Source organism: Sphingomonas liriopis (genome assembly GCF_024211255.1).
Classification (GTDB): Bacteria; Pseudomonadota; Alphaproteobacteria; order Sphingomonadales; family Sphingomonadaceae; genus Sphingomonas; species Sphingomonas liriopis.
Genome location: NZ_JAMLDY010000014.1, coordinates 21,194 through 38,312, shown reverse-complemented (window position 1 = coordinate 38,312; position 17,119 = coordinate 21,194). Strand labels below are relative to the sequence as shown.

The window sequence follows — 17,119 nt, the reverse complement described above, 5'->3', positions numbered from 1 at the left end:
TTGCGTATTCATTAACCATGAAAGATTGGCTCGACCCCATCTACGCGCCGTGGGACGGCAACGCTTCGGCGATGGCCCGCGACATCGACGAACTGCCGGTGACGGTCAGCCAGTGGCGTTTCCGCGGCCGTATCCCCGACGATTATTGGGCGAAGATCATCGCGGCGGCGGCGGCGAAGGGCCATACCCTCCCCTACGAGGCTTTCATCCACCCCGATAAGCGGCTTGCTCCCGCCGGCGCCGTCGCTGCCGCCGGGCAGTGAGATGGAGCTCCGCGACTATCAATCGGTCCTGACCGACCGCGCGCGTGAAAGCCTGCGTCGGCGGATACGGCGCATCCTGCTAGTCGCGGCGACAGGCGCGGGGAAGACGGTGATCGCGGCGTTTATTCTCGGCCGTGCCGCCGAGCGGGGATTAACCGGCTGGTTCGTCGTTCACCGGATCGAGATCATCCTTCGCACCGCCGAGACGTTTCGCGACCTCGGTATCGACTTCGGGATCGTGGCGGACGGCTTCCCGCTCGAACCCGACAAGCCCGTGCAGATCTGCAGCGTCGATACGCTGGTGAACAAGCTCCACCTCCTGCCGACGCCGGCGGGCATCGTGTTCGACGAGGCGCACCACATCGTCGCCGGCAATCATAGCGTCGTCGCGGGCTCTGCGCCCGACGCGTGGCACATCCTCATCACGGCGACGCCCGAGCGCCTGGACGGCGCTGGCCTCGCGCCCTTTGCCGATGAGATGATCGTCGGCCCGCAGTCGGGCGAGTTGATGAAGCGCGGGTTCCTGTCACCGTACCGCTACTTCGCGCCCGGCTCGCCCGACATGCTCGGCCTCAACATGACCGAGCTCGCGCAGGCGATGGGCGAGGCGAAGCTGGTCGGCGATGCGGTCGAGCACTGGCACCGCGACGCGCTGGGCCTGCGGACGATCGGGTTCGAGATGAACCGGGCCGCCAGCCAGGCCAGCGTCGCAGCATTTCGCGCGGCCGGCGTCGAAGCGTGGCACGTCGACGGATCCATGCATCGCGATCAGCGCCGGGAGCTCTTCACGGCGTTCCGGACGGGCCAGATCACATATCTGTCGCAGGTGGCGATCGCCGGCGAGGGCGTCGACATCCCCGGCGCCGAATGCGCGCTGCTGCGGTATAAGACGAACTCGCTGACGAAGTGGATGCAGGACGTCGGCCGCGTGTTCCGGCCGCTCTATTCGCCGGGGTTCGATGCCGGCACCGCCACCGACGATGAGCGGCGCGCATCGATCGCCGCCGGTCCGAAGCCATCGGCGGTCATCCTCGACATGGGCGGGAACGCCTTCGACTTCGGCATGCCCTGCGATCAGCGGCAATGGTCGCTGCTGGGGGCAAAGGAACGGCGCGCGTCGGAGCGGGTGCGAGACACGATCCCGATCCGGCAATGCCCCGAATGCTATCAGGTGTCGCCGTCGACGGTGAAGGTCTGCCCCTGCGGGTACGAGCACGGCACGGTCTACGTCGCGCCGATCGCCGCCGCCGATTCGCTGTTCGAGCTCGGCGCGCTTGGCCGCGACGCGCGTAAGGCGGCGCTGGCGGCGGAGAAGGAAGCCACCCGCAAGCGCGAGAAGGACGAGGAGCGCGGCGCGTCGATGGCGACGCTGATGCGCCTCGCCCGCGAGCGGAACGCCATCACGCCCGGCCGATACAAGGACCCGAAGAAATGGGCCCTGATGAAGATCGGCCTCCGCGAGCAATACCGTGGAGGCGGCCGGCAGCGGTTCGCGGCCTCCCGATGATTTCCACAGCCAGGGAGATGATACGATGAGCGGGTTTGATTTCCGCGACATGCTGGGCGGAGCGGCCGCCGGCGTCGAGCCGGACGACGCGCTGGCCGACGGCGCCAGTGCGGAGCACGCCCAAGGTCTGTGCGCCCACCTGATGCGCCAGAAGAAGCACGTCGGCCTGAACGTCGAACAGCTGTGCCGCGCCATCATCTACACGGCGAACGCGACCGACGTCTGCGCGGGCGGCCTGCTGGCGCTGATCGTCGAACGGATGAGCGAAATCGCGTTCCGAGAGAGCTCCGAAGACCAGCGCGACCACCTCATCGCCGAGGTAATTGCCCTGCTGCCGGAGGAATACCGTGGCTAAATCCGAACAGCGCATCCTGCAGGAAACCCTGATCGCGGCCACCGCCCTGCCCCGGACGTTGCTCTACCGGAACAACACCGGGCAGGCGTGGCAGGGTCAGCGGATCAGCCGCGCGCCCGGCGCCACCGTGATCGTCGAGCGCGGCATGGTGATCCTGCGCGACGCACGGCCGATCGATTTCGGATGCCTCGGGTCCGGTGACATCATGGGCGTGCACGACGGACTGCCGATCGCCGGCGAGGGCAAGACGCTCTCGGGCCAGCAGCGCACGGGGCAGGTCAATTTCCAGCGTCGGTGGGAAGCCGCCGGCGGGCGGTACATCGTTTTCCGTTCGGCAGAGCAGTTCCTCGCCGGGCTCCGGGGGGAATAGGCGTGGGGCAATGGGAAGCGTCAGGGCAGACGGACGATTGGTGGACCCCGCCGGTTGTGTTCGACGCCCTTGGTTGCCGGTTCGACACGGACGTCTCGCACCCGGGCGACGCTCGGTGCTGCGTCCCGGCGCAGCGGTGGATCATGACCGAGAGCCTAGACCGTGACTGGGCTGACTATGGCTTCATCTGGATGAACCCACCGTTTGGGGGAAGGAACGCGCTCAGTCCATGGCTTGGTAAGTTTTTCGAGCATCGCAACGGCATTGCGCTGACGCCAGATCGGACGAGTGCGCCTTGGTTCCACGCTGCTTGGCGCTGCGCGGACGCGGTGCTGTTCACCCGTAAGCTACGCTTCCTACGACCCGATGGCAGCGAAGGCGTCTCGCCCGCTAACGGGACGGCATTATGGGCCTGTGGTGGCCAAGCTGTATCCGCTCTTCACCGAGCAGCCCATCAGGGCTTCGGCATCTTCGCGGTCCCGGCATAATGGCCACGCGCCTGGCGCCATCACAATCAGAAGTCGAGCGCGCGTTCGCGGATGCGATGCAGGCGGCGGGGTTCAACCCGGGGCCGATCAACGCGGGGACGGACGCGTTCGTCCGGTTCGACGCGCCCGGCGACAAGAAGGGCAAGGCGAACGGGTTCTACAAGCTCAAGCACGGCGACTATCCGGTCGGCTGGTTCGGCGATTGGAAGTCCGGCGAGCAGCACCAGTGGTTCTTCGCCGATCCCAACGCCTCGCCTCTGTCCGATGCCGAGCGCGCGAAGATCAAGCGCGAGCAGGCGCGGCTCAAGGCCGAGGCCGCGCAGGCGCGCGAGCAGAAGCAGGCCGAGGTCGCCGAGAAGGCGTCGTGGATGTGGGGCAAGGCTGACGCCAACGTCGAGGGCCACCAGTATCTCGCGCGCAAGCGTGTCGCGATACCGCGCGGGCTGCGCGTGTTCACAGCGAAGGACGGCACCCGCCTCCTCGCCGTGCCGATGTTCTCGTTCGACATGAACGGCCAGCCACAGCTGACGAACCTCCAGTTGATCGACGGTGAAGGGCGGAAGAGCTTCCTCAAGGCCGGTCGGGTCGAAGGGTGCTTCTTCTCGCTCAAGGGCGACACCTCGTACATCGTCCTATGCGAAGGCGTGGCGACGGCGTTCTCGATCTGGGAAGCGACCGGCCTTTCGGTGGTCGCGGCGTTCAACTCGGGAAACCTGATCCCCGTCGCGAAGGACTTCGCGCGCAACCGGCCAATGGCAACGATCCTGATCGCCGGCGACGACGACGTGATCGCGCCCGACGACTGGGCTGATCGCGGCGCGGGCAAGCCATGGGTGAATGCCGGCCGGCAGAAGGCGGGCGCGGCGGCGAAGGCCATCGGATGCCGGTGGATCATGCCCGTGTTCGCCGACGGTCCCGCGCGCGATCGGACGGACTTCAACGACCTGCACCTGCGCGAGGGCGACAAGGTCGTCGGCGCGCAGGTCATGGGCGCGCTGCGCAGCGTCGACGCCGAGGACGCGGAACCGGGCGCGACGATCGTCGAAATCGAGCACGTCCAGGACGAGAGCTGGCGCACACAGATCCCGGAGACGGCGAACGGTCATCCGGACGGATCCAACGTCCAGGGCGTGGCGCTCTACATCGCGAACCATCGCCTGCTGCGCGGCCGGCTGCGGTTCAACACCTTCACCCGCACCATCGAGCTCGACGGCAACGACATGGAGGACTTCCACGTCGCTGAATTCCGGCGCGTCATGCACAAGGATCATTTCCGCGCGCGGAAAAGCGACGTCGCGGACGAGATGATCGCCGACGCGCGCAAATCGTCGTTCGATCCGCTGACCGAGTATCTCGCTGGGCTCAAATGGGACGGCAAGCCGCGCCTCGACATGTGGATGACGCGCTACCTCGCCGCGCCGGACACCGCCTACGTGCGCGCTGTCGCCCGCAAGACGTTGGTCGGCAGCGTAGCGCGCGCGCTCGATCCCGGATCGAAGAACGACGACATGGCAATCCTCGAGGGGCCGCAAGGTACAGGTAAGTCGACCGCGCTGCGCTACCTCTACGGCGATCGGTTCTTCACCGACAACCTGCCCGACTTCCATTCAAAGGACAGCTTTCAGCAGCTGCAGGGCTCGTGGTGCGTCGAGGTCGCCGAGCTCAACAAGATGTCGAAAGCCGACGTCGGCGACGTGAAGCAGTTCCTGTCCCGCGTCGAGGACAAGTACCGGCCGCCCTACGAGCGCATGCCGATCCGAGTGCGGCGCCGCACCGTGCTGTGGGGCACCGTGAACCCCGACGAGGGCACGGGCTACCTCAAGGACCAGACGGGCAACCGGCGGTTCTACCCGATCGAATGCGGATCGATCGACCTGACCGGGCTTCTGGCAGCGCGGGATCAGCTGTGGGCCGAGGCCGCGGCCGCGTATCGGGCGGGCGAAAAATGGCACCTGACCGGCGAGCTCGCCGAGATCGCGAAGGAGGAGCAGGACAAGCGCCGCGAGGCGTCACCGTGGGAACCCGTCATCGCGAACTGGCTGGCCGAGGGCGCTCGCGACGAGGTCACGGTCGCCGAAATCCTCAACCACTGCCTGCGCATCCCGGCGGAACGGCAGAACGTCGCGACCTCGCGCATGGTCGGCGCCGCGCTGCGCGGGCTGAAATGGACCAGCGTCACGAAGCGCCTGCCGTCGGGCAAGCCCGCAGCGGTCTTCATGTCGCCCGAGCGAAAGCAGCAACACGCGCTCGCCGGCGGGCCGGGACCTCGAGATGTGTTTGACGATTGGGGCCACGGCCAATAGACAGGCCGCGTTCCATGGCTGTGGGACACCGAACGCCCGCACTGGATTGATCCCAGGTGCGGGCGTTCCTCGTTTCAGGCGGGCAGGCGCTCAGTCTCGATCGCAACGGGCACGGCGAGATAATATTCCCGCCTGCTCTCGTCATAGCTCGCCAGCCCGGCGACGATCGCGTCGTCCTTCGCCTCGTCGAACGTGTCGCGCCATGGGCCGCGTGGATTTTCGAAGACGATGACGCGGTAGCGGGTTCGGGGCACGATCAGTAGTGGCTGTACGGCACGGGCGTTACGCCGTGCTCCTGCTGCAAGTCCGAAATGGTGCTGCGCAGATTTTTCTCTACGGCACGCATGCATGACCGACAGAACGTGATCTGTCGCGTGGGGTCCATCCCTGAACCATGCTCTTCACGGACATGCTGGTTCGGGATGAAATATCGCGCGTGGTCATCGTCGATCGATGGGCCGACAGCGAGTAGGACCGTGTAATGGCCATCGCCGTTACAGGCGATGCAGTCGGATCGGAGAGCCTGCATTATCGTTCCTTGGCTGTGGATCGACTGATTTAGGCGCGGCTCTATCGAGTCGCCAAGCCCCTCGCCCGCTCGGCATGATCCGGTGAATGGGTCATGCAAACCTCCAGTGCGTGGGCTGATAATAGACGTACATGCTGTTCGGCTCGTCGGTGAACCAGAGTCGCCCACGCAAAGTTAGGAAGCACTTGTTGCGGGTGCCGCGCACGTCTTCGATCTTCGTCAGCACGCGAACGCCTTGTGGCGCCTCACTGGTTGAGTACCACCCGCTCACAGCGGCTCTCCCGCGTCGGGCAGGTCGCGGATGGCGGCGGCAAGGCCTCTTGCCTCACGCTCAACGACGACATGCGTTATAGCGGCCATCGTTTCACCGGCAGATGATGAGCATTTCGCAGCACGACCCGCTGCATCATCCGCCAATATGTCAGCCAATCGCGCGCACCGTTCACGCATCGCCCCAGCATCCGCGGGCTTGGGGGTGGCGAGGGCTGCACGTTCGCCAGCATCGTACCCCTGCCAGTATGCCAGCCCCTCTCCCGTCTCCCCGCTCCTGTCAGCTGCGGGCGCTTGGGGCGGGAGGGTGGCGGCGGGGGTGTAGGCGATGATGTCGACGTATGGGTTGTTATGCTGCCAGCATTCCGCCCCTTCCCCGAAATGAAATGGGGCAAGCTCGTACTGATCACCAGGTTCGGCGGAATCGTCGTAGGTGTAGACCGGCCCACCATCCCAATCCACCGGTGCGCTATCACCGCCATGCCAAGCGACCATCCCAGCCGGGATCGCCCTCTGTTCGCGCTCATCCGACATGGTGGGGGTCCTTGGTGAGGGTGGCGCGAGCGACTGCATTCTCGATCGCCTGAAAGCCCGGACATGGATCGTCCAAGGCCGCGCTGCACACGTCGGCGTAAGTGACCATCGTGGCCCCACAGCGTTCACAGATGACGCTATCGCCGAGGATCGCTTCGGCGGGCTGCGTGTAGTAGCCCATCACCGCTGCCCTCCCTGTGAGAGCGCCGCTCGACGGAGGTCTATCGCACGGCCGAAGGTCAGCGAGCAGGAAGGACAATGCTCCCATTGCCCCTCGCCCTCGCAGTTGACGCACGTCTCGCGCTTGTCCTCGGCATCCTCCTGCGCTTGCAACGCCTCCCGAAGCCCAACCCCGCCCTCTGCGTCCTGCACGGCTGGCGACGGGGCTGCGGCGAGCATGGCGCCGTATACTGTCCTCGGGCTGCCCCCATCGCCGCACAGGTAGGCGGCCCCCAACATCGCCTCTGTCGGCTCGACCGGCACCAGCTTCCAACCGGCCGGCGCTGCAAAATCGTTCACACCGGTGCGAGAACCTTCACCAGCGGGCGAGGTGGTGCGGTTTCGATGATCGGCGTGGTCTGCTGGTTGGAGGGCGGCCAACATATCGTCAGCCGTATAGCCGGCCCCGCTCTGACCTTCCTCACCGCCGTAATTGCGGGCGTTGTAGCTGGTGAGCCATGCGCGAGGATCGCCAGCAGCGGGAGCGGAGGACAGGCGGTGGGCGACGGCGTAGCGCGCCAACCCGATTAGGACGCCAAGATCGCCGGCATCAACGACCGTGTCGATCGGGATCGGATTGCCGTCGTCGAACGGATCAGCCTCCGTCGCGTCGTCGTAGGCGATCTGCATGTTCTCGATGCAGGTGTCGGCGTTGTGCCAGTCAGGCAGCGCCACACTCTCAACGCTCATACCGTCCTCGGATTTCTCAGCCATGGACAGGCTCCTCTTCGTGCTTTCGGGTAGGATTGCCGGCGAGCTCGTCCAGCCAGCAACGGATCGCGACGAGTGCCTTGCTGTCGCCGGTGGCGCGAGCGCGGATTTCCTCGCAGGCGTAGTGCAGCGCATCGCCGCGCGTGCTTGCGAAATTGCCCCATTTGGGTCCGACGCGATAACCGCCGCCTGATCCGCCATCGTCGTGAAAGCCGGTCGCCCACATCCACAGGCCGTCCGTGTGTCGGTGGAGCTCGATGCGAGCGCGATCCCAGCGCAAGCGAGGATGGGGCAGCGTCAGCACCTCGTCTATCTTGCCCTGAATGACAGGGCCGTTCGGGTCGACGCGGCGAATGATGGCAGGCGCTCGGGTCGGCGCGATGGCCGCGAACATGTCGAACTGGCGCGGGTCGGCGCGGATCATGCCTGCCGCCCCTGCTCGATCCACATCAGGAGGTCGGTCGGCTCCGGCGGAGGTGGCGGAGGCGGAGGTGGCGCCACGAACAGGACCGGCGCGGGGCGCGCGGCAACCTCCATCGCCCATGCGATGATTGCCTGCGCGTCTGATGCCGGCATGTCGCCGCCCGGCCACGGGTTCGAGCGGAAGTAGCTGCGCGTGTCGTTCGGATCGGGCTTCCATCGATGCTGGCGCCGGGCGCGCTCGATGACGTAGGCCACGTTGGCGCGGATTGCGGCGTCGCGAGTGAAGAACCGGAGGCTGTGAAGCGAGAAGCCGCCCGAGGGCATGAAACGATCGCGGTTGCGATCCCAGCCCTTTGGCTTCGGTAGGCTATTCGAATGCCAGCAGAGCCAGCTGCCGTCATTCAGCGCGAGCACGGCGATCGCCCAATCCCACTCGTTGCCGTACCGCCAGCGCCGATGGCCGGGGTCGACCAGCGGGCAGCGATACATTTCCGTCGCCTGTCCCTGATCGTAATAGGTGCCGTGTTGCATATGGCCGAGGTCGCCCTCGATCGTGCGGATCGTTCCGCGATAACCGCGCGGATCCTCTGCGTTCTCCGCCTCCCGCTTGGCGCGCCAGATCGGCGCCTGCGCGATGCGCCATGCCTTCCAGCCTTCCTCATCGTCGACGTCGGGCAGTTGGTCGGTCGGCACTGGTGCCGCTTTTCTCTTGGCGAATGACATGGCTGTGTCTCTCGTGTCGTTGCAGGCTAGACGGCGCGCTCTCACCACGCCGTCAGGTCTGCAGCGTCACGCGGGCAGCGCGATCCACGTCAGCCATAGCCACCCGAGCACGATGCAGAGCCCGAGGAACCCGAGCGTAATCCGGCGCCCATCGAGCACGATCGGCGGCGCGCAGCGTTGGCACGCGCACCCCAGCGGATGGTTGAGCATCGCGGGTTCCTCGTAGCGGGTGGTGGTGACCGGCTCGCGCGCGAACATGGCGGCGGCGCTGTCGTCGAGACAGCCGGCGATCTGGCGCATGCGGGCCATGGTCAACACTCACCAATATCGGTGAGCGTCTCGCCTGCGAGCTCCGTGGCGGTGACCATGACCTTATCGAGGCTGATCCCCGTCGCGCGCGCGAACAGGATCACGTCCGCCATCAGCATCTCAAGCGAGTGCTCGTCCCCGTTGATTTCCCATCCTCGCTGATCGTGGAAGGCGTTCAGCGCATCGCCCACGTCCTCAGCGATCGAAAGCAGCTTGCCCTGTGCGGTATCGGCCATCGCTCAGCCCTCCCGCTTGTCGAAGCGGCCCGTCTTCGGGTTTCGGATCGCGACGACCTGGCGCTCGGCCAGCTGCGCGCGCAGATCAGCGATCGTCGTCTCGGCCTCGATCAGCAGCGACTGCGCGCTCTTCCGCATCTCCGCGACAATCGCGTCGTGCGTCGCCCTCATCATGAACATGGGTGTCTCCTGGCTGTGGAGCACCATCAATACGTTATGTATTTGTCTTCGTCAATACGACAAGCATTGATGCACGCGCTACGATGAGCATGAGGAGAAAGCGACAGACATGCGCAAACCGAACTGGGCGTGGCCGAACGAACGCATATACCCGGCCAATTTCATGGTCCGCGCAGGCAGGATTGTGCACTGGCTCGCGCTTGGGTTGGCCGCGCTCGTTCTGCTCATCGGCGTCGTTGGATTGGTCGCGTCGTTTCTTCGAGAGCCGCCGGCTCCAAACGTGTTCGACCAGTTCACACCCGCCGTTGATCCGCGCCCTCAGCAGATTGCGACCTGCATCGAGGCCATCGTCTTCGCACCCCTGATTGCCCTTGTCGGGCGCAGCTTTCGCTACCTGCTCGCTGGCGAATAGGTGGTCGCGCCGCAGAGATGGCGCGACCCGTAATATCAGTTCAGCAGCGTCTCAACGATCTGCCGCGTCAGTATCCCGCAAGGGCTATCATCCTGCCATTCCGACAAATCGCCCCCATGCAATACGGCGATCGCCTTCGCCCGCGTCAGCTCCGAAGGACGGTGGTGGTTAGAGCCAGGGCGGAGGGCCAACTCCTCTCTGGCTCGCACATAATTATTAGGCGTCTTGTGCTAGTCAACCATATTGCGCAACTCATGCCGCCATGCCTATTATCAGGCATGACAAACCTCAAAACACTCCGCATTCCGATCATGATGACGGCGGCCGAGGTCGCGCGCATCGACGAATGGCGGAGGCGCCAACCGGACCTGCCAAGCAGATCGGAGGCAATCAGACGTCTTGTAGGCGCTGGACTAGGCGTCGAACCAGAACCTGCGCTGACCTCCCCTGTGGTAGAACAGGCGAGGTTTAAGCGCCTAGCTGGAAGGCCCCCAGCAATACCGGCGTCGCAAAATCCTCACAAAGATCAGGTGATCGCAAAGGCGATAGAAGGCCTTGAATATACGACGATCGCCTATGTCTGTGAGGTTACGACCGGTCACCCTCTCGAAGTTGTGAAGGTAGGCACACCAACGGTTGATCCTCGCGACCGATCAACCATTGCCGCAAACCCACATGTTGAGAAGGGCATTGCCAACTCGCTACTGCGCCTTGGTTGGGTCGAGGCGGTCGACACCGAACGGGACGAAGTGGTCTGGGTGCCTCGCAAGGCAATTGGCCTGTAATCGAAGCGGCGCCCGTTAACGGGAACGCATAAGAGACCCTATGATGTGGAAATAGCTTGGTTCACTAGCACAACCTATTTCCACATCACCCGCTCTCAATAGATTTCAGAATTACACGCTAACGGTCAACGTCCGTCAGCCCACCAATACGCAGCGCATTGGACAGCCCGACCACGCATACGCTATGTGTGATCGTCGGGGGCTGTGGTGGACGACGAAACACGCGAAAATCCGGGACTGGTCATCGTGGAGGGCAGTGTCCTCGCGTCCACCGCTTCTCGTGCGCGTGACGATGACGGTCTGAACAAGGTTCAGCGCGCATTTGTCGACTGGTACTGCTCGGGCGTTCCTGCCGCGCTCTGTGGCCGCAGCGAGGACGCGCCGCCGGGCGATGGGTATGCGGCAGCGCTGGCGGCTGGATATGCCGAGAGCGGCGCCTCCAACATGGCGACGCGGAACCTCCTCAAGCCCCAGATACAGGCCGAAATCGAGCGTCGCGTGAAGATGGGACGCGGCTCGGCGCTGCTCGCCGGCACATCGGCGCTGTTCAAGGTGCTTGATAAGGGCTCGGATGAGCGCGCGATCGTCACCGCAGCGACGGCGCTGCTCGATCGCTTCGGAATGGCACCGCCAAAAGGCCCGGCAACGCAGGTCAACCTCAACGTGATGAACGGAAGCGCCGCCCAGGCCATCCTCGTCGAGGTTCAGGAGCGTCGCCAGCAGCGCTTGGTCCACCAATCGGACCATGCCGATGACTGATCTGTCCGCCATTCCACCTGCAATGACGGACATCGTGATCGGCGCACGATGCCGGCGATGCGCCTGCCCGATCCGCACCTTCCAGGGCCGCGTCTTCGTCCGATGCTCGGCCGGTAAGGGGGGGGGTGATCGATCAGGGTCCCGTCCCCCGAACCCGATCCATAGTTGCCCCCACCAACACCCACAGCCGAAATCAGCAGGAGCCCGATGTGGATGAGGGTCAGTCCTCAACCGAGGCTCGCGCCGGGACGCCGATCGTTCGGTTCGTGGGGATGGACCATGGGGCGCGGACCGCGATCGTCGTTCGTCATCGATGGTGGGCGGACCTGCGCCGGTGGTGGCGGTCATGATGCCCGAACCCCAATCGCCGCTGCGCGAGGATCAGCTGTTGATCGTGGTGCTGGTTGCGCTGGCGCTGATCTGGGCGGTGTGGCCGTGATCGCCGCGATTGCCGCGCTCCTGATCCTGACGACGACGATGTTCCTCGCGGTCGACCTGCTGTTCGAGTGGTCGGCCGGATCGCCAGTGCACGGCCGGCATGTCGTCGGCGTGATGCTGCTGGTGCTGCTGCTGACGTGGCGGATCGCCACCCGCGTGATGACCGGCACGATGTGAGTTTCGCCGGCGGCGCCGCGCGGCGCGTCCTCTGTGCTGTCCCCCTGTCGCGCGGAGAACGATGATGAGTATCGAGGAAATACAGCGCCAGCGTGCACTCGAACTGGCAGTCGAAGGTCGCAGCGCGTCCGAAAGGATCGACGAAACCGTCAAGCGTGCGGAGGCCTATCTGCGGTTCCTTCGCTCGCCAGCGGGAGAGGCGGCATGAACACCGACGGACTGACTGCCACCGAGGTCGAATGCGCCGCCGGCCGCACCGCCCCACGCGTGTCGCTCGACGACATCAAAGCGAACATTGCCGGCGAATTCTTCAACACGGCCGATCAGATGTTCCCAGGCGCGCCTGTGTTGCCCGGCATGGACCTGCTGACGATCTGCATCCTGGTGCTACAGAATGGGTTCACGATCATCGGCAAGTCCGCACCCGCCTCGCGCGACAACTTCGACCCGGTGCTGGGTCAGAAACTCGCATACGAGGACGCCGTCCGGCAGGTCTGGCCGCTGATGGGCTACGCGCTGCGCGATCGCCTGCATGCGGCCACGATGCCGGAGGTCGGCGACCTCGATCCGACGGAGCAGCCGACCGACTGAACGGGGTACGGCGGTGCCGCGACCGGCGCCGCCAAACCTCTCGCGATCTTCTGTCGATAATGGTATTGAGATACCCGTTTGCGCGGGGGCGCATGCCGGTTGGGGGAACCACGATGAAGAAGCTGATGCTCGTGCTGGGATTGGCGGTGCTCGCCGCCCCGGTCGCCGCGCAGACGCTGGCCGACGGATCGGGCACGATCGCGCAGGCCGGCGTGGCGCAACAGGTGTTCGGCTATCAGCCGACGCGCCGCTACCTCGTTTGTCAGAACCCGATCGCGGCGACCGAGCCGCTGATGGTGAACGTCGGCTCGGCGGCCGGCGCGGCTAACGGTTCGATCGAGCTGGCGCCGGGGGGTAGCTGGTCGTTGGGACCCTCCACCACTTGGGCGCCTACGGAAGCCGTGTCGGTCTATGCTGCCACCGCCGGGCATCGCTTCGTCTGTAAGCAGGGCTGACCCTGTGCGCGCGCTGATCCTCATCGCCGCAGTGTGCGCGCCGAGCGTAGCGCATGCCCAGATCGTCAACCCGATCTCCGCCGACACCTCGCAGCTGGCGAGCAAGGCCGAGCTTGCGACGGTGCAATCGAGCCTCTGCCCGCCCGGTACGGTGGCACCACAGACGGAAGCCGTCGCCGCCGCCGCCGGTTCGGCATCCACCTGTCTGCGATCAGACGCGCGCCTGCCGCGTATCACCCGCGCGGGCATGGCACCGCCGACCCCATCGACCGGCGATTGGGCGATCACTTGGTCGTCGCCGCTGCCATCGCCGCCGGTGACGCTGCCGATCCCGATGAACACCGGGACGCAGCCGATCGTGTGCAACGTCACGTCGTCGACGACCACCGGCGCCAGCGGACGATGCTGGCTCGCACGCACCCTGCCCGCCACGATCCTCACCCTGACGGCGCTGCTGTCGTTCGACCCGAACGGCGCGCCCGCGGCGGGGATCACGGTCCAGGTGCTGGCGATCCCGACGACGCAATGAGCTCGCCCACCCACAGCCCCGAGTTCATCCGCCATATCGCGGAGACGTATTTCGACGACCTACCGGGATATATGGTCGACATTTTGGGCATGAAGCCGGCGGATTGGCAGGCGCGTGTGGGCGAGAGCATCATGCGCAACAAGCGGACGGCAATCAGCGCAGCACATGGCGTTGGAAAGACTGGCTTGGCGGCGGCGGCGATCCACTGGTTCGCTGCGACCCGCCCAACGTTTGCCATCCGCGCAACGGCGAACACCGACACCCAGCTTCAAAAAATCCTCTGGCGCGAGCTCGCCAAGGTCAACGGCCGAGCGGTCAACGGCGACTGGTTCAAGTGGGAGGGGTCGACGTTCACCCGGTTCGGTGACGTGCGCGCGCAAGCGACAGCCGTGCCGAATAACGAGAACAATCCGGGCGCGTTCGCCGGCGTGCACGAGGAGCATGTTCTGTTCGTGTTCGACGAGGCGGCCGAGATACCGAACAACATCTGGGAGGTGTCGAACGGCGCCATGACCACCGACGGCGCCCGCTGGCTGGCAATCAGTAATCCGCGCCGTTCGGAGGGATTTTTCTACCACGCTGTGTTCGGCGACTACGCAGCCCGCCGTCCGGAGGATGTGAACAAGCCCGGCAAGTGGACGCCGTTCATCATCAAGGCGACCGACAGCCCGTTCGTGGGCGCCACGTACGCCGATGACATGCTGGCTGCGTACAAGTCGGTGGACGACGATCGCTACCGCGTGCAGGTGCTTGGTCTCCCGCCACGATCCGATCCGTCGCAGTTCATCTCGCGCGAACTCGTGGACGCGGCGATGACGCGGCGCGTGGAAATGTTCCCGCGCTGGCGGTTGATCCTCGGCGTTGACGTCGGGCGCGGCGACCGCTCGGTGATCCTTCCCCGTCGGGGGCGGAAGGTGCTCGACGCTATCCGGATCATCCAAGGTTCACGCACGACCGATTTTGCCCGCCGGATCGCCGATGAAATCCGGTTCTACCGGGATGAGCACGGCCTTGAGCCGGAGGTCATCATCGAAGAGCTCGGCATGGGCGTGGGGGTCGTGGAGACGCTCGAAGACATGGGTTTCGGCGAACACGTCTGGGGCATCAACACCGGCAATCCCTCGACCGAGCCGGACCTCCACCGGAACCTGCGGGCGCAGATGTGGGATGAGGGGCGTCAGTGGCTTGAGGGCGATGTGGAAATGCCGAACGAACCGCAGTTCCGCGCTGACCTGTTATCGATCCGTCAGAAGCCCAGCGGTGGCAACGGCGTGCTGACCCTCGAGAGCAAGGATGACATGCGTCGCCGACGCCTTCCCTCGCCCGATGTGGGCGACGCCTGGGCGCTCACGTTCGCCGTTCCCTTTGACCTGCTGCCCGAGAAGCGCGACAGGTACCACGATCTATACGGCGAACCGTCCCCCGGCGGCTCGTGGATGAGCAATTGATGCCGGGGACCCAACATGGCTGACGAAATCCTTCCGCCGTCCGAGGACGAGGCCACGCTGGCGGCGCGCGTCGACGCGGCGAAGACGGCCGACCCCGCGCCGGTCGGCCCGTACCAGCGCCCGGACGACCAGCTGCTCGACTATCTCGCCGCGACGTTCCGCGAGGCGTGGGACCACATCTCGAAGCACCGGCCGAACCGGGAGCTCGACTGGAAGTTCTATGCCGGCGACCAGTGGGAGGCCGCCGACAAGGCGCTGGCACTCCGGCAGAAGCGCCCCGCCCTCACGCTCAACATGCTGCTGTCGATCATCTCGGCGGTCGAGGGCGAGGAGCGGACGAACCGACAGGAGATCAAGTTCTACGGCACCGGCGCCGAGGACGACGGCGCGGCCTATGGGCTGAACCGCCTGCTCAAATGGGTGTTCGACGGTTGCGGCGGCGAGTTCTCGCTCTCGGAGGCGTTCCGGTCCAACCTGATTTGCGGCGAGGGTTGGGTCGTGCCCGACATGGATTTCTTCGACGATCCCGAGGGGCTGTTGAAGATCCTCGCCGTGCCCGACACGGAGATGTTCGACGACCCGTTCGGCACGTCCGACCCGACGTCGGCGACCAGCCGCTATTGCCACCGCGTCCGCTACATGACGGACGAAGAGGGCGAGGCGCGCTTTCCGGCGGCCGGGGACTTCGCGGGCTTCCGCGTATCGGTCCAGGGCGCGCACTCGCTCGGCGACGGGATCAGCGAGACGGACGCGGCGGGGTATCGCGACATCTACTCGACGCCGAACGATCAGAAGTCGCTCAAGACGTTCGACGCCAAGCGGAAGCTCTGGGCGGTGAACGAGACGTGGTGGCACCAGATCGAACCTGGCTGGGTGGTGGTCGACGACGCGACCGGCCTGCTGGTCGAGATGACCGACGAGGAGTTCGAGGGCGCGAAGGTCCAGCGCGCCGGCGAGCAGAAGGCGGCGATGCAGGCGGTGATGTCAGGACAGGCGACGTTCGCGCCTCCGCCGCCCCCGCTGCCGCCCGAAGCCGCCGCGCTGGGGATGATGCCGCCGGTCGCGCCTCCGACGATCCAGATGCCGCCTCCGCTGCAGGCGAAGCAGCGCCCGATCAAGCGGTTCTATGTCGCGTTCTGGTGCGGCAAGGCCCTGCTGTCGAAGATGGCGTCGCCCCTCAAGGGATTGAAGCGCATCCCGTACGTGCCGATCCGTGGCCTGTACGATCGCGTCGAGGGCGAGTGGTTCGGCCTGATCCGCTCGCTGATCGACGCGCAGCGGCAGCACAACACCGAGCAGTCGGTCATCGTACAGCTGACGCAGCTGATGCCGAAGCAGGCGTGGATGGGCCCAAAGGGCTCGTTCCATAATAAACCCGACTGGCAGACGAAGATCGCCCAGCCCGGCGCGATGCTCGAATATAACAAGTCGCAGGGCAAGCCTGAGCCGATCCCCGTACAGGCGGTACCGCGGCACATCATCGACATGGCGTTCACGCGCCCCCAGACCATGCGCGAAATCTCCGGCGTGAACGTCGAGATGACCGGCGCGCGGCAGGCGTCCGATCCCGGCGTCGTGATGGAGATGCGGCAGAAGGCGGCGAAGACCGTGCTCGCCCCGATGTTCGACAACCATCGCCAGTCGAAGAAGGCGCTCGGCATGGTGCTGCTGGCGTACATGCAGACGTACATTTCGAAGGGCCGGCGCATGCGCATCCTCGGGCCCAACGGCTCGAGCTACGTCGACATGACCGAGCAGATGCAGCTGGGCCGGTACGACGTCACCGTCGAGGAGACGAACAGCACGATCAACGATCGCATGGCCACGCTGGCCGTGTTGCAGACGACGCTGCCACAGATGGCGAAGGCCGGCATCCCAACACCGCCCAGCATCATCGATCTGTTGCCGATGCAACCGCACATCCGCGACGATTGGAAGCGGCTGATGGAGTGGCACATGCTGGTCACCGGTCAGATGCCGCCGCCCGATTGGCAACCCGGCATGCCGCTGCCGCTGCCCGCCGGATCGCCCGGCATGCCGCCCGGCGGGCCCGGCGCACCCCCACCACCCCAACCGGCCCCGCCGGTCGCATAACGAGGACGAGA

27 protein-coding genes are annotated in these 17,119 nt (G+C 65.6%); 17 read left to right on the top strand and 10 right to left on the bottom strand.

What is annotated here, in order from left to right; all coding sequences use genetic code 11:
* The first annotated feature begins 17 nt into the window (after positions 1-17).
* Genes M9979_RS12285 through M9979_RS12265 form a run of 6 tightly spaced genes read left to right on the top strand, consistent with a single transcriptional unit; the run spans position 18 to position 5,286 of the window.
* Positions 18-263, top strand: a complete 246-nt coding sequence (locus M9979_RS12285; protein ID WP_254289651.1) for a carph-isopro domain-containing protein — start codon at positions 18-20, stop codon at positions 261-263.
* Complete coding sequence (locus M9979_RS12280; RefSeq protein ID WP_254289650.1) at positions 226-1,770, top strand: DEAD/DEAH box helicase; 1,545 nt, start codon at positions 226-228, stop codon at positions 1,768-1,770. Before M9979_RS12285 ends, M9979_RS12280 begins: the two co-directional genes overlap by 38 nt.
* Before the next feature lie 25 nt (positions 1,771-1,795).
* Positions 1,796-2,125 (top strand): hypothetical protein, encoded by a 330-nt coding sequence (locus M9979_RS12275; protein WP_254289649.1) that lies wholly within the window; start codon positions 1,796-1,798, stop codon positions 2,123-2,125.
* Positions 2,118-2,495, top strand: a complete 378-nt coding sequence (locus M9979_RS12270) for a hypothetical protein (RefSeq protein ID WP_254289648.1) — start codon at positions 2,118-2,120, stop codon at positions 2,493-2,495. Before M9979_RS12275 ends, M9979_RS12270 begins: the two co-directional genes overlap by 8 nt.
* Positions 2,420-2,983: a DNA N-6-adenine-methyltransferase gene (locus tag M9979_RS17415; RefSeq protein ID WP_422922039.1), complete on the top strand. Its 564-nt coding sequence runs from the start codon at positions 2,420-2,422 to the stop codon at positions 2,981-2,983. Before M9979_RS12270 ends, M9979_RS17415 begins: the two co-directional genes overlap by 76 nt.
* The gene (locus M9979_RS12265; RefSeq protein WP_254289647.1) at positions 2,983-5,286 is read left to right on the top strand and encodes a VapE domain-containing protein; all 2,304 of its coding nucleotides are present in this window, start codon (positions 2,983-2,985) and stop codon (positions 5,284-5,286) included. Before M9979_RS17415 ends, M9979_RS12265 begins: the two co-directional genes overlap by 1 nt.
* Before the next feature lie 74 nt (positions 5,287-5,360).
* Here M9979_RS12265 and M9979_RS12260 read toward each other — a convergent pair whose 3' ends face one another.
* The 10 genes from M9979_RS12260 to M9979_RS12220 form a co-directional block, all read right to left on the bottom strand.
* Positions 5,361-5,540 carry a hypothetical protein gene (locus M9979_RS12260; RefSeq protein WP_254289646.1) on the bottom strand — a complete coding sequence of 60 codons (180 nt, stop codon included), beginning with the start codon at positions 5,538-5,540 and terminating at the stop codon, positions 5,361-5,363.
* A gap of 366 nt (positions 5,541-5,906) precedes the next feature.
* A complete protein-coding gene (locus M9979_RS17250; RefSeq protein ID WP_277998541.1) occupies positions 5,907-6,041 on the bottom strand; it encodes a hypothetical protein in 135 nt (44 codons plus the stop codon).
* A 41-nt stretch (positions 6,042-6,082) separates the two neighbouring features.
* Positions 6,083-6,619, bottom strand: coding sequence for a hypothetical protein (locus tag M9979_RS12255; protein ID WP_254289645.1), 537 nt, complete (start codon positions 6,617-6,619; stop codon positions 6,083-6,085).
* A complete protein-coding gene (locus M9979_RS12250; protein ID WP_254289644.1) occupies positions 6,609-6,803 on the bottom strand; it encodes a hypothetical protein in 195 nt (64 codons plus the stop codon). The genes M9979_RS12255 and M9979_RS12250 overlap by 11 nt, the downstream gene beginning before the upstream one ends.
* The gene (locus M9979_RS12245) at positions 6,800-7,552 is read right to left on the bottom strand and encodes a hypothetical protein (RefSeq protein WP_254289643.1); all 753 of its coding nucleotides are present in this window, start codon (positions 7,550-7,552) and stop codon (positions 6,800-6,802) included. Before M9979_RS12245 ends, M9979_RS12250 begins: the two co-directional genes overlap by 4 nt.
* Entirely contained in the window at positions 7,545-7,973 is a 429-nt protein-coding gene (locus M9979_RS12240) for a hypothetical protein (RefSeq protein ID WP_254289642.1), read from the bottom strand. The genes M9979_RS12245 and M9979_RS12240 overlap by 8 nt, the downstream gene beginning before the upstream one ends.
* Entirely contained in the window at positions 7,970-8,695 is a 726-nt protein-coding gene (locus tag M9979_RS12235; protein ID WP_254289641.1) for a hypothetical protein, read from the bottom strand. The genes M9979_RS12240 and M9979_RS12235 overlap by 4 nt, the downstream gene beginning before the upstream one ends.
* Positions 8,696-8,761: 66 nt before the next feature.
* Positions 8,762-9,004 carry a hypothetical protein gene (locus M9979_RS12230; RefSeq protein WP_254289640.1) on the bottom strand — a complete coding sequence of 81 codons (243 nt, stop codon included), beginning with the start codon at positions 9,002-9,004 and terminating at the stop codon, positions 8,762-8,764.
* 2 nt (positions 9,005-9,006) lie between these two features.
* Entirely contained in the window at positions 9,007-9,240 is a 234-nt protein-coding gene (locus M9979_RS12225) for a hypothetical protein (protein WP_254289639.1), read from the bottom strand.
* A gap of 3 nt (positions 9,241-9,243) precedes the next feature.
* Positions 9,244-9,420 (bottom strand): hypothetical protein, encoded by a 177-nt coding sequence (locus M9979_RS12220; protein ID WP_254289638.1) that lies wholly within the window; start codon positions 9,418-9,420, stop codon positions 9,244-9,246.
* A gap of 109 nt (positions 9,421-9,529) precedes the next feature.
* Between M9979_RS12220 and M9979_RS12215 the strand changes: the two genes are divergently transcribed.
* The 11 genes from M9979_RS12215 (at position 9,530) to M9979_RS12170 (ending at position 17,108) form a co-directional block, all read left to right on the top strand.
* The gene (locus M9979_RS12215; protein WP_254289637.1) at positions 9,530-9,832 is read left to right on the top strand and encodes a hypothetical protein; all 303 of its coding nucleotides are present in this window, start codon (positions 9,530-9,532) and stop codon (positions 9,830-9,832) included.
* Between the two features lie 530 nt (positions 9,833-10,362).
* Positions 10,363-10,617 carry a hypothetical protein gene (locus M9979_RS12210; protein WP_254289635.1) on the top strand — a complete coding sequence of 85 codons (255 nt, stop codon included), beginning with the start codon at positions 10,363-10,365 and terminating at the stop codon, positions 10,615-10,617.
* Positions 10,618-10,821: 204 nt separating this feature from the next.
* Positions 10,822-11,376 carry a terminase small subunit gene (locus M9979_RS17355; RefSeq protein WP_254289634.1) on the top strand — a complete coding sequence of 185 codons (555 nt, stop codon included), beginning with the start codon at positions 10,822-10,824 and terminating at the stop codon, positions 11,374-11,376.
* 313 nt (positions 11,377-11,689) lie between these two features.
* Entirely contained in the window at positions 11,690-11,815 is a 126-nt protein-coding gene (locus tag M9979_RS17240; protein WP_277998540.1) for a hypothetical protein, read from the top strand.
* Complete coding sequence (locus M9979_RS12200) at positions 11,806-11,991, top strand: hypothetical protein (protein ID WP_254289633.1); 186 nt, start codon at positions 11,806-11,808, stop codon at positions 11,989-11,991. The genes M9979_RS17240 and M9979_RS12200 overlap by 10 nt, the downstream gene beginning before the upstream one ends.
* Before the next feature lie 61 nt (positions 11,992-12,052).
* The gene (locus M9979_RS12195) at positions 12,053-12,199 is read left to right on the top strand and encodes a hypothetical protein (RefSeq protein WP_254289632.1); all 147 of its coding nucleotides are present in this window, start codon (positions 12,053-12,055) and stop codon (positions 12,197-12,199) included.
* Entirely contained in the window at positions 12,196-12,582 is a 387-nt protein-coding gene (locus M9979_RS12190; RefSeq protein ID WP_254289631.1) for a Gp49 family protein, read from the top strand. The genes M9979_RS12195 and M9979_RS12190 overlap by 4 nt, the downstream gene beginning before the upstream one ends.
* 113 nt (positions 12,583-12,695) lie before the next feature.
* The gene (locus tag M9979_RS12185; protein WP_254289630.1) at positions 12,696-13,037 is read left to right on the top strand and encodes a hypothetical protein; all 342 of its coding nucleotides are present in this window, start codon (positions 12,696-12,698) and stop codon (positions 13,035-13,037) included.
* A 4-nt stretch (positions 13,038-13,041) separates the two neighbouring features.
* On the top strand, positions 13,042-13,566 hold the full coding sequence (locus tag M9979_RS12180) for a hypothetical protein (RefSeq protein ID WP_254289629.1): 525 nt from the start codon (positions 13,042-13,044) through the stop codon (positions 13,564-13,566).
* Positions 13,563-15,014, top strand: a complete 1,452-nt coding sequence (locus M9979_RS12175; protein WP_254289628.1) for a hypothetical protein — start codon at positions 13,563-13,565, stop codon at positions 15,012-15,014. Before M9979_RS12180 ends, M9979_RS12175 begins: the two co-directional genes overlap by 4 nt.
* 15 nt (positions 15,015-15,029) lie before the next feature.
* Positions 15,030-17,108, top strand: a complete 2,079-nt coding sequence (locus tag M9979_RS12170; RefSeq protein WP_254289627.1) for a portal protein — start codon at positions 15,030-15,032, stop codon at positions 17,106-17,108.
* Positions 17,109-17,119 lie beyond the last annotated feature (11 nt).

Coding starts and splice junctions, on each gene's coding strand:
- M9979_RS12220 (WP_254289638.1), bottom strand. CDS start 9,420: ATGTTCATGATGAGGGCGACGCACGACGCGATTGTCGCGGAGATGCGG.
- M9979_RS12275 (WP_254289649.1), top strand. CDS start 1,796: ATGAGCGGGTTTGATTTCCGCGACATGCTGGGCGGAGCGGCCGCCGGC.
- M9979_RS12195 (WP_254289632.1), top strand. CDS start 12,053: ATGATGAGTATCGAGGAAATACAGCGCCAGCGTGCACTCGAACTGGCA.
- M9979_RS12225 (WP_254289639.1), bottom strand. CDS start 9,240: ATGGCCGATACCGCACAGGGCAAGCTGCTTTCGATCGCTGAGGACGTG.
- M9979_RS12245 (WP_254289643.1), bottom strand. CDS start 7,552: ATGGCTGAGAAATCCGAGGACGGTATGAGCGTTGAGAGTGTGGCGCTG.
- M9979_RS12185 (WP_254289630.1), top strand. CDS start 12,696: ATGAAGAAGCTGATGCTCGTGCTGGGATTGGCGGTGCTCGCCGCCCCG.
- M9979_RS12190 (WP_254289631.1), top strand. CDS start 12,196: ATGAACACCGACGGACTGACTGCCACCGAGGTCGAATGCGCCGCCGGC.
- M9979_RS12255 (WP_254289645.1), bottom strand. CDS start 6,619: ATGTCGGATGAGCGCGAACAGAGGGCGATCCCGGCTGGGATGGTCGCT.
- M9979_RS12235 (WP_254289641.1), bottom strand. CDS start 8,695: ATGTCATTCGCCAAGAGAAAAGCGGCACCAGTGCCGACCGACCAACTG.
- M9979_RS12215 (WP_254289637.1), top strand. CDS start 9,530: ATGCGCAAACCGAACTGGGCGTGGCCGAACGAACGCATATACCCGGCC.
- M9979_RS12175 (WP_254289628.1), top strand. CDS start 13,563: ATGAGCTCGCCCACCCACAGCCCCGAGTTCATCCGCCATATCGCGGAG.
- M9979_RS12230 (WP_254289640.1), bottom strand. CDS start 9,004: ATGGCCCGCATGCGCCAGATCGCCGGCTGTCTCGACGACAGCGCCGCC.
- M9979_RS12285 (WP_254289651.1), top strand. CDS start 18: ATGAAAGATTGGCTCGACCCCATCTACGCGCCGTGGGACGGCAACGCT.
- M9979_RS12170 (WP_254289627.1), top strand. CDS start 15,030: ATGGCTGACGAAATCCTTCCGCCGTCCGAGGACGAGGCCACGCTGGCG.
- M9979_RS17240 (WP_277998540.1), top strand. CDS start 11,690: ATGGTGGGCGGACCTGCGCCGGTGGTGGCGGTCATGATGCCCGAACCC.
- M9979_RS12240 (WP_254289642.1), bottom strand. CDS start 7,973: ATGATCCGCGCCGACCCGCGCCAGTTCGACATGTTCGCGGCCATCGCG.
- M9979_RS12265 (WP_254289647.1), top strand. CDS start 2,983: ATGGCCACGCGCCTGGCGCCATCACAATCAGAAGTCGAGCGCGCGTTC.